We start from the raw sequence: 12,663 nt of genomic DNA on the forward strand, positions 1-12,663 counted from the left end.
TGGTTCCTATGCGTGTAGCTACAGATATTGGAGGAACGTTTACTGACCTGGTGTACCTAGATGAGCACGGTAAAATCGGTACCGCTAAAAGCGATACAACACCGCCCCATTTTGAGCAAGGGGTTATCCAAGTGATTCAAAAGGCTGGGATTGATCCTTTGGAAATCGCGACCTTTATCCACGGAACGACGGTAATTATCAACGCATTGACGGAGCGCAAGGGAGTAAAGACCGGGTTAATCACGACAAAAGGGTTCCGCGATGTGCTGGAAATCGCCCGAGGCAACCGTCCCGATTTGTTCAATGTTCGTTATCAGAAGCCGACTCCGTTTGTTGCGCGCTTTCTGAGGAAGGAGGTCAGCGAGCGGATCAACTATAAGGGGGAAGTCATGGCCGAATTGGCAGTGGAAGAGGTGAAGGCCACTGTCGAGCAACTGCGAGCGGAGGGAGTCGAGGCTATTGCGGTCTCATTCCTGCATGCCTACGCCAACCCCATTCATGAAAAGCTGGCGGTGGAAGCGATCAGGGAAATTTGGCCGGAGGTAGCCGTGACGGCTTCGCATGAGGTGACCAAGGAATGGCGCGAGTACGAGCGGACCAGTACGGCAGTGCTGAACTCTTATGTCAAGCCGATTGCCAAGTCCTACATCGACAAGTTGAGTAACCATCTTCACGACATCGGGCTTGACGGCAACAAATATATCATGCAGTCCAACTCTGGCACGACTACTTTTGAGCAGTCAAAAGAAACGCCGATCAACATGGTCGAGTCGGGGCCAGTAGCCGGGATTTTTGGCTCAGCCATCTTAGGGCAAATTCTTGGGGAAGAAAACATCATTGCTTTTGATATCGGAGGGACGACGGCCAAATGTTCCCTGATTGACAAAGGGGAAGTAAAGGTTACGACCGAATACCGGATTGAGAAAGATGAACGAAATGCCGGATATCCGATTAAAGTACCAGTGGTTGATATCGTGGAGATCGGGAATGGCGGAGGTTCTATTGCCTGGATCGACGGTGCCGGCTCATTAAAGGTGGGGCCACAGTCGGCCGGGGCGTTGCCAGGGCCGGTCGCCTATGGGCGTGGCGGTGAAAGTCCGACTACAACCGATGCCAATTTGGTTACAGGGCGGTTATCGCCTGCCAATTTTCAAAACGAGGTAAATATGGAAGCGGTCAAGCAAGCGATCGACGAAAAGATCGCAAAGCACTTCGGCATCTCCGTGGAAGAGGCGGCACTGGGAATTATCCGCATTGCCAACTCCAACATGCTGAATGCGCTGAAGCTCATTTCCATTCGCAAGGGTTACGACCCGCGGGAGTTTTCCCTGGTTGCATTCGGAGGGGGAGGACCGATGCATGCGCTGGCATTGGCCAAGGAATTGGGTGTGAAAAAAGTCATCATCCCGATTGCGGCTTCGGTCTTCTCCGCATGGGGCATGCTGATGACTGACTTGCGGCACGACTACATCCAGACGTATATTCGCCGAATGAACGGACTGAATCAGGAAGAACTGAATCGCGAATGGAGCCAACTGGAAAAAGAAGCGACCGACCAATACGAGCGCGAAGGAATTGCAGCGGATCAAGTACTGTTCGTACGCTATGCGGACATCCGTTACGTCGGACAGGAGCATGCTGTCAAGGTTCCCGTGCCAAATGGACTGATGGATGCAAAAGCGATTGAGGAAGTGATTTATCGCTTCCATGACCTGCACGAGCAGCATTACACGTTCAAACTGGAGCATGCACCGACGGAGATTGTAAACCTCCATCTAACGGCGTTCGGCACGGTGCAAAAACCACGGATAGCCAGTCTGGGAAGACAAGGGGACAATAGCGAGGAAGCGCGCAAAGAAGTGCGTCCGGTTCTGTTCGAAGAGTATGGATGGATTGACACGACAGTCTACGACCGCGAGCTGCTGAATGCCGGAAGCGCGGTGAAGGGTCCGGCAATTGTCGAGGAACCTTCTTCTTCAACGGTCATTTATCCTGGACAGCATCTCATTGTTGATGAATATGGCAATCTAATCATTACTACGGGGGTGTAGTCAGATGAGTGAGACAACGTTGAAACATGACCAGTTTACGCTTGAGATTGTGAAAGATTCCCTGATCGCCATTGGGGAAGAAATGTTTCATACATTGGCGCGCACGTCGATGAGTCCGATTATTTACGAGGTGCTCGACTTCGCCAGCGGCTTGACAGATGCAAAAGGTCAACTTCTGACGCAAGGCAACGGTGTGACCGGATTTATCGGGATGCTGACCTTTATGGTGAAGGAAACTTTGAAAAAGTTTTCCGAGCATGGGGAGCTAAAGCCGGGGGATATCATCATCATAAATGATCCTTACGGTGGAGGAGGTTCCCACTTGTCTGATGTAGGTCTTGTGCTGCCAATCTTTTACGAGGGCGAGCTGATTGCCTTTTCGGCCAACAAAGCCCACTGGACCGAAGTAGGCGGAAAAGACCCGGGTTCCTGGACGACCGACTCCACGGAGATTTTTCAGGAAGGTTTGCAATTTCCTTGCGTCAAACTATTTGAAGCAGGCAAGCTGAATCAGCCGTTGGTTGATATCATTGCAGCAAATGTCCGCTTTCCCGATCTCTCGCTTGGTGATATGTGGGCGCAGGTAGCAGCATTGCGAACAGGGGAGAAGCGCTTTCGCGAATTGTGCGATAAGCATGGAAAAGCGGTAGTGAAGGATGCCATTGACCATTTGTTAAGACATGGCGAACAGTTGGCGGTAAAAGAAATTGCCAAGCTGCCTAAGGGCACGTATGAAGCCGTAGATTTTATTGATGATGACGGAGTTGGAAACGGTCCATTCAAGGTACAGGTGAAGGTCACGATTACCGATGACGAGTTTATTTGCGATTTCCGCGGTAGTCATCCGCAAGTGCTGGGTCCAGTCAATTGCTCCTATACCGCCTTGGTTTCCGCCGTTCGCGTCATTTTTCTTGCGGTGACCAACCCGTCTCAGGATGTAAACGATGGCGTTTTCCGCCCGCTCCACATTCTTATCGATGACCGTTCCATTTTCTCAGCGGAACGCCCGGCAGCCGTATCAACCTACTGGGAAACCATGATGTATGGAGCGGATCTCGTCTGGAAGGCACTGGCACCGGTCGTTCCCCATCGGTTGAATGCGGGGCATCTGCTTTCGGTGTGCGGGGTGGTGCTATCCGGCATCCATCCGGATACGAACGAACCGTTCCTTGTGGTTGAGCCTTCAGTCGGAGGATGGGGCGCAGGAGACGGACTGGACGGGATGGCCGGACAGTTTTGCATCGGCGATGGGGAAACGTACAACGTGCCGGTCGAAGTAGCCGAGACACGTTATGGCATCATGGTTGAGGAGTACAGCCTGCGTACGGATGGGGCTGGTGCCGGTAAATATCGCGGCGGTTCAGGAGCTATCCGCTCGTACCGCGCGATGTCTGATGGTCAGACGATCACGGCAACCTTTGGCCGTCACAAATATTTGCCATGGGGCTTTAACGGGGGGCATGACGGCTCCCGCAATGAATTTGAGATCGTCAAAGCCAATGGCGAAGTGGTTGGTCCATTTGGCAAATATGCACGCTTTCCGCTTAATAAAGGAGATGTCGTGCGCCTTGTTACCGCAACAGGCGGAGGATACGGCAATCCGCTGGAACGTCCGGTAGAGAAGGTCGTCCTGGATGCCAAAAATGGCTATATTTCCGTAGAACAAGCAAGAGACTTGTACGGAGTAGAGCTGGACAAGGCAACGTATCGTGTAGAAGGGGTGACACCGCTGCGTCAGTCTTTTGAACAGGGGGAACAGCAATGCTCATTGTAAATGCCAATGCGATTCAGCCGGAAGATCGCCCAGGTGTAACCCTGAAAATATTGTTTACCGAAGACCAGGTAGAGAGCGGAAAAGCTACTTTCGGTGTCGTCGTCGTTCCGCCTGGTGCGCGTATTCCTTTAAGCGGTTCGGGGAGTCATGCGCAGGACGAGTATTCAATCGTCGTAAAAGGAACGATTCTTGCCGGTACGGAAGAAGGTGAATATCGGATGTCAGCAAATGATGCGTCTCTTATTCCTGCTGGCGAGGCCCACTGGGCATACAACGACGGGAGCGAAGATTGCGAAATCGTCTGGGTGCTTGTAAAACGATAGCGGCATGGATACGGAGAGGATGCTAGACTTGGTTATCTCAATGTCGCAGTGAATGGAGCATAGGTTTGTGTGACTGGATGAGTGCCCTCTTTTCATAAAAGGGGGCTAATCTTATCTCATTCGAACAAGTCTAGATCGCTAGTATGTTGATACAGCCATTCACCTTACCTTCAACGAGACTACGTTGCTGCGTAAACACATTTTCGATTCCGATCTTTGGAGCGATCTGTTATCCTTCGTGAGTCGATTTATCCAATTTCAATTTGCTAAAGTGCCATATAATGTAGACCGTCCACAGGGCGGTTTGTTTGTTTTATACTGATAAATAAATTTGAATGGAACGCAACAATAACCCTTTTTCAGCATGAATAATCTCCTCCTTAATGTCGCGACAAATTGTCCTTACATTAAGAAGGGACTTCGGTAGAAAGATTCGAGGATTTCACAGGAGGAAACGGCATGAAGACAATCACGATCCACCAGCCTTGGGCAACATTGATCGCTCTTGGCGAGAAACGCTTTGAAACCCGGGGGTGGGCCACGAAATACCGCGGCCCTCTCGCGATTCACGCGGCCAAAAAGGTGGACAAGGAGGCGTGCTACAGAGAGCCAATATGGTCGGTCCTTTCCAAACATGGCTACTCGGCAGATAATTTGCCGACAGGCGCGGTGGTTGCGACCGCAAAGCTTGAAGATTGCCTGCAAATCAGTATCGCCCCCGGAACAGGCGAAGTTGCCGCCTGGCGTGACGCAGATGATGCGGCGATACCGATAAAAGGCAATGAACTCAGCTTCGGTTGGTTTGAACGAGGGAGGTTTGCCTGGCAGATGGTTGACGTAAAGCCGATCGCTCCGGTGCCGGTGAACGGACGGCAAGGATTGTGGAATTGGGATTGTGACAAATACCATAACGAGAAAACGGATAATGAATGATTGTCCTAAAATGACGAGCGAAGCAGATGGGGAGACTAGCGCACAGGCAGCAGGAGCGTGACTTCCTCGACAAATGAGAGTTCATCCGAAACACCGAGAAACTGACAAATAAATGAGTTCGGCCAGTCATTATATATGCCGTTCCTCGCCTTGCCTGTCCTACATAAATTGTACAAGGGGGTGGAGGGATGAGCACAAACAAGTGGAGGACTCACCGCAGATTTTCGCGCAGATTCGGCACAGTCTGGTCCGTCTGGCGATCTGTGAACGGCAAAATTCAACGAGGATACTTCAAATTTCCTTGCAAGAAAAACGCGAAGTGGGGCAATGTGATTGCAAACGAGCTGATTGCTTATCATCTAGCCAAGCTCCTGGAGCTAAACGTAGCGACTGTAGAACTAACGGTTGTTGAGGGAAAGCAAGGGATCGTCTCCATTGCTAAGCCGATGGCCGCCCATTTCAACTGGTTCCAGCTAACCAAAAAAACAGGCGGTTCGCCCGTTAAACATTTGCACAATCCCGAACAACTGTTACTTACATTTGTTTTTGATATATGGATTTGTAACATTGATCGGCACGGGGGAAATCTGATTGTTTTCCCCAAAGGGAAGCACTATGATTTTTATTTGATCGACCACGGCAGCGCGGTTTTAGGGGGAGTTACGTGGAGAAAAATCCATTGGAGCGCGGATTACTGGCTGAATGTAAGCAAATACAATTTCCACTATCCAAGAGGCTTGCGCGCCTATATCCGCACCTTTCGCCAGCTTTTGCCGCATGTGGATAAAATCGAGAAAATTCCTGAACACATGATACGAGACATTGTGGAGACAGTACCGGAAAACGTATTGCCAAAACTCGAAAAAGAAATGGTAGTAGAAATGCTGCTCTACCGTCAAAAAAAATTACGCGAGATGGTCGTGGCTTGGTGCATGCGGCATAAGAAAGCGATTGCGGAGTAAGCAACTCGGCAAGAATGGGGTGACGCGAGGGTGTTACCAAGCAGGAGACGTGCCCCATTTTACCGCTATTGTTGGGACGGAAACGATTTGCAGGGAACGAAGGCGAAACCGACGAAAGCAAGGAGTAGGACCATTTGTGTCGAGGAAATCAGAAATGTAGCCAATACATCCGTGCACTTCGCCGCATGTACAGGCTCTTTTGAATGGGCGGCAATGCGGTACTCGCGGCGGGCAGCTTGCAGCGCATTTTGGCGATTGCACCGGAGTCGGAGACGGATGGCCGCGAGCTCATCAAATTGCATCTGGAAGCGGGCAACCGCAATGAGGCGCTGCGCGTTTATTGGCAGTTGGAGCGGGTCATTCGCGATGAGCTGGGGGTCGCGATGGAAGAGGAGACGGTAAGATTGTATCAACAAATGAGACACCAGGGATGAGCGGACGATGAGAAAAACGATTGCAGCGGCGCTGGTCACGCTGGTCATATTGGCCGCAACATACGGCATGTTTCTCGTTTGGTTCTCGCCGGACGGGAAGCAGACGCCAAGGGTGGAGAACGGGCTGCTGGATTTGACCGCATGGCGGTTTGCAGACAAAGGCATCGTTCCGTTGGACGGAGAATGGGAGTTTTACCCGGACAAGCTCCTCTTCCATGAAGATTTCACATCCTCCCCCGCGAATGAAAACAATCGTTTGCCGGGGCGGATCGAAGTGCCGGGCTCGTGGTCGGATCAGATGAATACTTTGGGCATGGCAACATACCGTCTGCGGATCAAAGTCGGCGATACGGCAGCGGTTTACGGTTTGAAAACATCGGCAATCTGATCGACAACGCGGTCAAGCATACGAGGGCGGCAGTATTGCCGTAACGGCAGCGGCGACAGACGGACGGCATGATTGAAATTTCGGTTCAGGACACAGGCACAGGAATCGAAGCGCAAAACATTCCCTATCTGTTCGATGCGCCGCTGGAGCCTTTTGGCTATAATGTCATTGCCGTCAAAAACGGTTATGAGGCGCTGGAACAAATCAGCCAGCGGCATAAGATAGATCTTGTCATTCTCGACCTGATGATGCCGGGCATGTCGGGGTACGAAGTGTGCCAGGAGATTCGCAAAACGTACACGCTGCTGGAGCTTCCCGTGCTGATGGTGACGGCTGCGATTCAACCTCAAGACAAGGTAGCGGCGTTCGAGGCGGGGGCGAACGACTTCCTGCCGAAGCCATTCGAACTGGCGGAGCTGAAGGCAAGAATCGGCTGCGTGCTGGCGATGAAGGAGTCGCTCGCCAAGGCGGTCGATCTGGAGGTTGCGTTTTTGCAATCGCAAATCAAGCCGCATTTTTTGTACAACGTCTTGAATAGTATTGTTGCGCTGAGTTATACGGATGTTCTGCCGCATACAGCGATGAAGCAGGCGGATGGCGTGGAGGCGATCGCGGACAGGTAGATTAAGATAGAAAAATAGACCCAAGCTTGGGGAGCAATTGGTGGATAATCCGATTCAACAGTGAATGCGGATTATCCACTTTTTTTGCACTGTCTTTCATACGAGCGATAACATGTGGTTTCATCGAATGGATTTCCGTTCCGAGGTAAGGAAATCACTTAAAAAGCACTCTCTTTCTTGCGATTGATGGCAAGTTCAGTTCAGGGGCGCTGCATAAAAGTCTGCCTGTCAGTTGTTTTGCATCAGAAAACAGAAACTCGGATTTGTGCTTGGAATAATCATGCAGCTCATCTCGTGTTAACAAGGGCAGCCCGCAGGAATCTATGGTTAAAAGCGGACTTGACCTGAACGCTCACTCCGTCTCCACTATCTATTTGGGACATGAAAATAATGTCAAATGTAGTTATTCCGTTAGCATTTGTTGGAGGAAGAGGAACGTTTGATTGAGTAGACGTCCGGATCACTCCGGCAATGGCATAGCTTTCAGGCGTAGCCGAGTTATTGCGTAACACATGAATATCGATCACAAACGCATAATTTGGGAGAGGATTGGAATTCAACGGATCAGAAAGAAAATGAACAACAGGCAATATTATCGTACAACTCATATGTCTGAATTTACATTGTTTATGTTCGACAAACCAGACAATTTGTTAACGAGGGAGGGAACAGCATTGCATGAAGATGCGCACACTAAGGAAAAATAAAGGGGGCATTGCCGCGTGCGCTAAGACGCGATATTCATTTTCGGGGATGGCTCAGTTGGCTTGTTCATCTTCTCAGATGTTTTGCGTTTGCCGAAGCTGTGTTGAGTTGGCGTTTGCCAATGGCTGAAGTTTACACAAAGACGAACAGGAGCGATTTTCATGAGTGATCTGAGCGTTACAGGCGCTAACTTCTTGAGGTGCGCGAGTTTTTAGGTTATGGCGCATTTGCTATATGGGAAGCAAATGACGAAAGAGCAAACGTATAGCGAGTCATAAGTCACAGCCGAAGGGAGAGCGTGTATTTGTCGATTTCCCTATGTTGGGGAGACCCACAATCCCGCAAGATGCACCTATCTCCTTGTCAGCATCCTAACATCCGTTCAAGTATATAGATTGGGTAGCAAGTATACAATTTTCCAGAGGATTTGAGCTAGCGGACATAGATAGCTTCGGCATTAACGCGCCGAGGCTTTTTAGCATGTGTTCAGGGGACAAATTCTCCCCACGCACTGACTTTCAGACCTATGCAGAAAAAAAGCTCCTGTTGACAGGACACTAAATGGTGTCTTATTATCGAAACAGACACTAAAAGGTGTCCAATAAGAAAAAACCATTTGCAAAGCTCACAACCTGAATAAGCCTCATTTGAAACAGGGATGAGAGGGGAGACGAATGAGCAAGCTGATCAGTGCCAGAACAATCGCGAGTGTAGAAATTCAGCCCTGGGGAAAAATAACTGCTTATTGGTCAGCAACATTCTTACTCGTAGCAACATTGATGGTAAGTGGCATCGGTCAGCAACATTCTTACTCGCAGCAACGGTGATGGTAAGTGGCATCGGTCAACTGATGCAAGCGGGAGAAGCGTCGAACTGGTGGCGAAGTTTGGTTGCCCGCTATAGGCTTTGACTATCTTAACCCTCTTAACCATTCCCGGGATTTGAAAAGTGCCCGGAGCCATCGCTTTTGCCGTGCCAGGTTTGCCTCGGCTGAAAGAATGGTTCACGCTGGTATCTACTTTTGAATGACTGGTGCAGCTTTCTCTCATGTGTTTGCCAACGCTTACGGTGATTGCGAGTTTTCTGCTATCCTCCCGCTCTTTTATTCCGCGCTAAATCTCGCCGCATGGGCGCTGCATTCACAGGGTGCAAACTTTAGGGAGGTGCTCAAAATTAACATTCGTCCTTTCGCGCCACCAATACCTATGTCCTACAGAAATTAATATTTTGGAGGGAGTGTTGTGAACGAGAATGAAAACGAAAACAAAAACAACCAGTCTCGGGATGTGTTTGATGCTGTTGCGGACCCAACCAGGCGACGGCTGATTGAGTTATTGGCCGGAGCAGAGGAGCTGCCGCTTCATGAACTAACGGCACAGTTTCAAATGGGCCGGACGGCGGTATCCAAGCATTTGACAATTCTGAAAGAGGCCGGACTGGTGCTCGACCGCAAAGTCGGCAGGGAAACGCGCTTTAGGCTCAACGCGGCTCCACTGAGGGAAATTCAAGATTGGGTGGCTTTCTACAGCAAGTTTTGGAGTGCGAATTTGTTGCGCTTGAACCAACTATTAGAGGAGGAAGCAGAATGAGTTTGACGTTATCTTTGGATTTTCAGTACAAGACAACGCTTGAGAAGCTGTGGTCCGCTTTGACTGATTCTAGCAAGTTGGCCAAATGGGTGTGCAACATCCAGACTGGCGAGCCGATGGAAAATGATTTTAAACCTGTGGTGGGACATCGTTTTCAGTTTCGCACTCAGCCGACCGAATATTGGGATGGAGTCGTTGAGGGCGAAGTGCTTATCGTAGACGAACCAAACCGCTTGTCCTACACTTGGGGCAGCGGGGGAGAGAAGCACACAGTTGTCTGGACGCTACAGGATTTAGGAGACGGAAAAGTTAACCTGCATCTCGAACAATCCGGAATCTCCAATGAGCAGGCACTGGGTGGAGCGAAGTACGGCTGGAGCAAGTGGTGCAGCGAGCTGGAAAAGGCGTTGGCATAATAACCGGATAGCCGGATGTACCGCTGATTACCTCCGTCCGCAACGCTAGATGAATGGATGATCATTTCCATACACACAAATGAAAAGCCTTCCAGTTGCAGCAAACGGGATAGAGTGCTCGAATGGGAGGTTTTTCAATTGCGTGCAAGTGAATTGTCGCGGTTGTTCGCATAGTCACAGTCTTAATTATGATAGAATGGGCAAAATTAAGAGCAAGAGGTTATTACGACTGAATGAACATTCTTTTCACTGTCAGTTGATCAAAAGATGGAAGAGGAGTGCTCTTTGATGACAAATAGTAGTGCGCATCCGAAGGTCGACGAATTTTTAAGCAAAGCGAAAAAGTGGCAGGAAGAATTTGTGCAGTTGCGCAGAATCGTTCTCGACTGTGGGCTGACCGAAGATTTTAAATGGATGCATCCTTGTTACACGCTTGAGAAAAAGAACGTCGTATTAATCCATGGTTTCAAAGAATACTGTGCGCTCCTGTTCCACAAAGGTGCGTTGTTGCAAGATCCGCACGGAATCCTCATCCAGCAGACGGAAAATGTACAGGCGGCGCGACAAATTCGCTTTACCAACGTGCAAGAAATCGTGGAGATGGAAGACGTCTTGAAAGCCTACATTCATCAGGCTATTGAAGTGGAAAAAGCCGGTTTGGAAGTGGATTTCAAGAAGACAGAAGAATATACCGCTCCTGAAGAATTTCAAACGAAATTGGCTGAAAATCCTGACCTGAAAGCTGCCTTCGAAGCGTTGACACCGGGACGGCAGAGAGCATACCTTTATTATTTTTCTGAACCGAAACAATCCAAGACGCGAGTGGCGAGAGTGGAAAAATACATGGAGCAAATTCTAAACGGAAAAGGATTGAATGATTAGCCTAGCGCAGCTATTCAGCGATAAGCGTCAAACGGAGCGAACCAACTGAAATCCGGTGAATGCAAAAAATTAGTGAAAAAATGGGACGCCGTGCTGTGACGTACAGTTGTTTTTTGCACCGCAGTCACGAGCCTTTTATTCGCAATAGTAAGAAATCTAATCGGAGAAAGAGCAGGCCATTACAGCTTGCTCTTTTCTTTTTGCGAGAGGGCAGGTAGCTCCAGACTCGCGCAGAAGCCTTTGCCGACCTCGCTCGATAACGACAGCTTTCCTCCGTGAGCCTTGGCAATTCGCTCGGCCATGGGAAGGCCGAAGCCGTGTCCGTTCTGGCGCGGGCGTTTGCGTTTGCTTGCGTAAGGCAGTTCCAGCAAGTCGGGCAGTTCGTCTGGGGAAATTCCGCTTCCGTTGTCTGAGACGACTACGTGACAAGCTTGGTTGCCGGGATCAAAAAAGGTTTGGATGCGCAGCTGGCACCCCGCCGGATTATGGTCGATGGTGTTTTGCAAAAGATTGGCAAGGGCACGCAACAAAAGGCGCTCATCCCCATCGATTTGCGGGGATTCATCTCCAAGCTCTACTTCCAGCTGATATCGCTCATCCAGTCCGTTGTTCAACAGCTCCGAGGCTGCTTGTCTGGCGACTGCCGACAACCGCAGCGGTTTTTTGCCCAGCGGCTGCATCTCGTATTCGAGCATGGAGACGAGGTTCAAATCACTCACCAAAGAACGGATGCGCTCGGCTTGTTGGCGCATGATCGCGGCCAAGCGCCTCTGTTCTGCCTGCAGCTCCGGGCTGTCAGCGATGTCGCTCGCGTAGCCGAGGAGCATGGAGAGCGGCGTGCGAATGTCGTGGGAAACGCCGGAAATCCAGTTGGAGCGGGCCGCGTCTCTTGCTTTCAGAGCGGCGTTTTTTTGTTGCAGCAGGGCGGACACATGATTGATGCTTACCGCCAGATTCGCCAGCACGCCTTTTGGCTCAATCTGGACAGGCTTGTCTGCTCCCAGCGCTTGAATGCCGCTTGTCAGCGGGCGGATGGAAGCGATGAGTCTGGAACCGATGAACAGCGAGAGCAACAGAGCCAGCACGATGTTGCCTGCCAACAAAAAGAACGCCTTCCCGGGCAAATTCTCCACCCAGCCAACCGGAAGAATATGCTGGTATTTGGCGTAGGAGCCTTTCGGGTAACCGACGACGACAAGGCCAGCTGGATGTTCCCAGGTGAAGACCGGATAATCGCCCAGGAAGCTGCGTGAAAACTTGGCTACATCTGCGAGAGAGTACGGCCGTTCCAGTTCGGCAGGGAGCTGGAACTTCCATGCCACGTAGCCTTTGGAGTTGAGCAGCATGGCCCACGCCCTGTTTTGCTCCAACAGTTGTTGCGAGCGGGGAGCGATGGCATAGGCGTCTCGATTGCCATGCAAGTCGTCGCTGACGAAATGCACAACAGCGGAAGGAGAGGCGCCATCGCTGATCCCGCTGCCGATCCAGATCAAGAGCACGACAGCATTGAGAGCCAGGAGCAGCAGCGAAATCAGGATGGTGGCGTGAACAAAACGCTTGATAATGCGCGACGTGCCTTCCAT

13 protein-coding genes are annotated in these 12,663 nt (G+C 50.5%); 12 read left to right on the forward strand and 1 reads right to left on the reverse strand.

Annotated elements, in window-relative coordinates; all coding sequences use genetic code 11:
- Positions 1-8: 8 nt before the first annotated feature.
- The 12 genes from M2298_RS22200 (at position 9) to M2298_RS22255 (ending at position 11,080) form a co-directional block, all read left to right on the forward strand.
- Positions 9-2,051, forward strand: a complete 2,043-nt coding sequence (locus M2298_RS22200) for a hydantoinase/oxoprolinase family protein (RefSeq protein WP_280649105.1) — start codon at positions 9-11, stop codon at positions 2,049-2,051.
- A gap of 4 nt (positions 2,052-2,055) precedes the next feature.
- Positions 2,056-3,825: a hydantoinase B/oxoprolinase family protein gene (locus M2298_RS22205; protein WP_122963698.1), complete on the forward strand. Its 1,770-nt coding sequence runs from the start codon at positions 2,056-2,058 to the stop codon at positions 3,823-3,825.
- On the forward strand, positions 3,813-4,148 hold the full coding sequence (locus tag M2298_RS22210; protein ID WP_122963699.1) for a cupin domain-containing protein: 336 nt from the start codon (positions 3,813-3,815) through the stop codon (positions 4,146-4,148). The genes M2298_RS22205 and M2298_RS22210 overlap by 13 nt, the downstream gene beginning before the upstream one ends.
- 459 nt (positions 4,149-4,607) lie before the next feature.
- On the forward strand, positions 4,608-5,081 hold the full coding sequence (locus M2298_RS22215; protein ID WP_122963700.1) for an ASCH domain-containing protein: 474 nt from the start codon (positions 4,608-4,610) through the stop codon (positions 5,079-5,081).
- Between the two features lie 188 nt (positions 5,082-5,269).
- On the forward strand, positions 5,270-6,043 hold the full coding sequence (locus M2298_RS22220) for a HipA family kinase (protein WP_122963701.1): 774 nt from the start codon (positions 5,270-5,272) through the stop codon (positions 6,041-6,043).
- A gap of 203 nt (positions 6,044-6,246) precedes the next feature.
- On the forward strand, positions 6,247-6,477 hold the full coding sequence (locus M2298_RS22225; RefSeq protein WP_173597695.1) for a bacterial transcriptional activator domain-containing protein: 231 nt from the start codon (positions 6,247-6,249) through the stop codon (positions 6,475-6,477).
- A 7-nt stretch (positions 6,478-6,484) separates the two neighbouring features.
- On the forward strand, positions 6,485-6,865 hold the full coding sequence (locus M2298_RS22230) for a hypothetical protein (protein WP_173599419.1): 381 nt from the start codon (positions 6,485-6,487) through the stop codon (positions 6,863-6,865).
- A 68-nt stretch (positions 6,866-6,933) separates the two neighbouring features.
- Positions 6,934-7,488 (forward strand): response regulator, encoded by a 555-nt coding sequence (locus tag M2298_RS22235; RefSeq protein ID WP_173599418.1) that lies wholly within the window; start codon positions 6,934-6,936, stop codon positions 7,486-7,488.
- Between the two features lie 1,379 nt (positions 7,489-8,867).
- On the forward strand, positions 8,868-9,020 hold the full coding sequence (locus M2298_RS28205; RefSeq protein ID WP_338076110.1) for a hypothetical protein: 153 nt from the start codon (positions 8,868-8,870) through the stop codon (positions 9,018-9,020).
- 414 nt (positions 9,021-9,434) lie between these two features.
- The gene (locus tag M2298_RS22245; RefSeq protein WP_173597692.1) at positions 9,435-9,782 is read left to right on the forward strand and encodes an ArsR/SmtB family transcription factor; all 348 of its coding nucleotides are present in this window, start codon (positions 9,435-9,437) and stop codon (positions 9,780-9,782) included.
- Positions 9,779-10,198, forward strand: a complete 420-nt coding sequence (locus tag M2298_RS22250) for an SRPBCC family protein (RefSeq protein ID WP_122963707.1) — start codon at positions 9,779-9,781, stop codon at positions 10,196-10,198. Before M2298_RS22245 ends, M2298_RS22250 begins: the two co-directional genes overlap by 4 nt.
- Positions 10,199-10,486: 288 nt before the next feature.
- Positions 10,487-11,080, forward strand: a complete 594-nt coding sequence (locus M2298_RS22255) for a YdeI/OmpD-associated family protein (protein ID WP_122963708.1) — start codon at positions 10,487-10,489, stop codon at positions 11,078-11,080.
- Positions 11,081-11,259: 179 nt separating this feature from the next.
- On the opposite strand, the gene M2298_RS22260 is transcribed toward M2298_RS22255, so the two are convergent.
- Entirely contained in the window at positions 11,260-12,663 is a 1,404-nt protein-coding gene (locus M2298_RS22260; protein WP_280649106.1) for a sensor histidine kinase, read from the reverse strand.

This window comes from Brevibacillus sp. 1238 (assembly GCF_029892995.1).
Taxonomy (GTDB): domain Bacteria; phylum Bacillota; class Bacilli; order Brevibacillales; family Brevibacillaceae; genus Brevibacillus; species Brevibacillus parabrevis.

Coding starts and splice junctions, on each gene's coding strand:
- M2298_RS22235 (WP_173599418.1), top strand. CDS start 6,934: ATGATTGAAATTTCGGTTCAGGACACAGGCACAGGAATCGAAGCGCAA.
- M2298_RS28205 (WP_338076110.1), top strand. CDS start 8,868: ATGAGCAAGCTGATCAGTGCCAGAACAATCGCGAGTGTAGAAATTCAG.
- M2298_RS22225 (WP_173597695.1), top strand. CDS start 6,247: ATGGGCGGCAATGCGGTACTCGCGGCGGGCAGCTTGCAGCGCATTTTG.
- M2298_RS22205 (WP_122963698.1), top strand. CDS start 2,056: ATGAGTGAGACAACGTTGAAACATGACCAGTTTACGCTTGAGATTGTG.
- M2298_RS22215 (WP_122963700.1), top strand. CDS start 4,608: ATGAAGACAATCACGATCCACCAGCCTTGGGCAACATTGATCGCTCTT.
- M2298_RS22250 (WP_122963707.1), top strand. CDS start 9,779: ATGAGTTTGACGTTATCTTTGGATTTTCAGTACAAGACAACGCTTGAG.
- M2298_RS22220 (WP_122963701.1), top strand. CDS start 5,270: ATGAGCACAAACAAGTGGAGGACTCACCGCAGATTTTCGCGCAGATTC.
- M2298_RS22230 (WP_173599419.1), top strand. CDS start 6,485: ATGAGAAAAACGATTGCAGCGGCGCTGGTCACGCTGGTCATATTGGCC.
- M2298_RS22210 (WP_122963699.1), top strand. CDS start 3,813: ATGCTCATTGTAAATGCCAATGCGATTCAGCCGGAAGATCGCCCAGGT.
- M2298_RS22200 (WP_280649105.1), top strand. CDS start 9: ATGCGTGTAGCTACAGATATTGGAGGAACGTTTACTGACCTGGTGTAC.
- M2298_RS22255 (WP_122963708.1), top strand. CDS start 10,487: ATGACAAATAGTAGTGCGCATCCGAAGGTCGACGAATTTTTAAGCAAA.
- M2298_RS22260 (WP_280649106.1), bottom strand. CDS start 12,663: ATGGAAGGCACGTCGCGCATTATCAAGCGTTTTGTTCACGCCACCATC.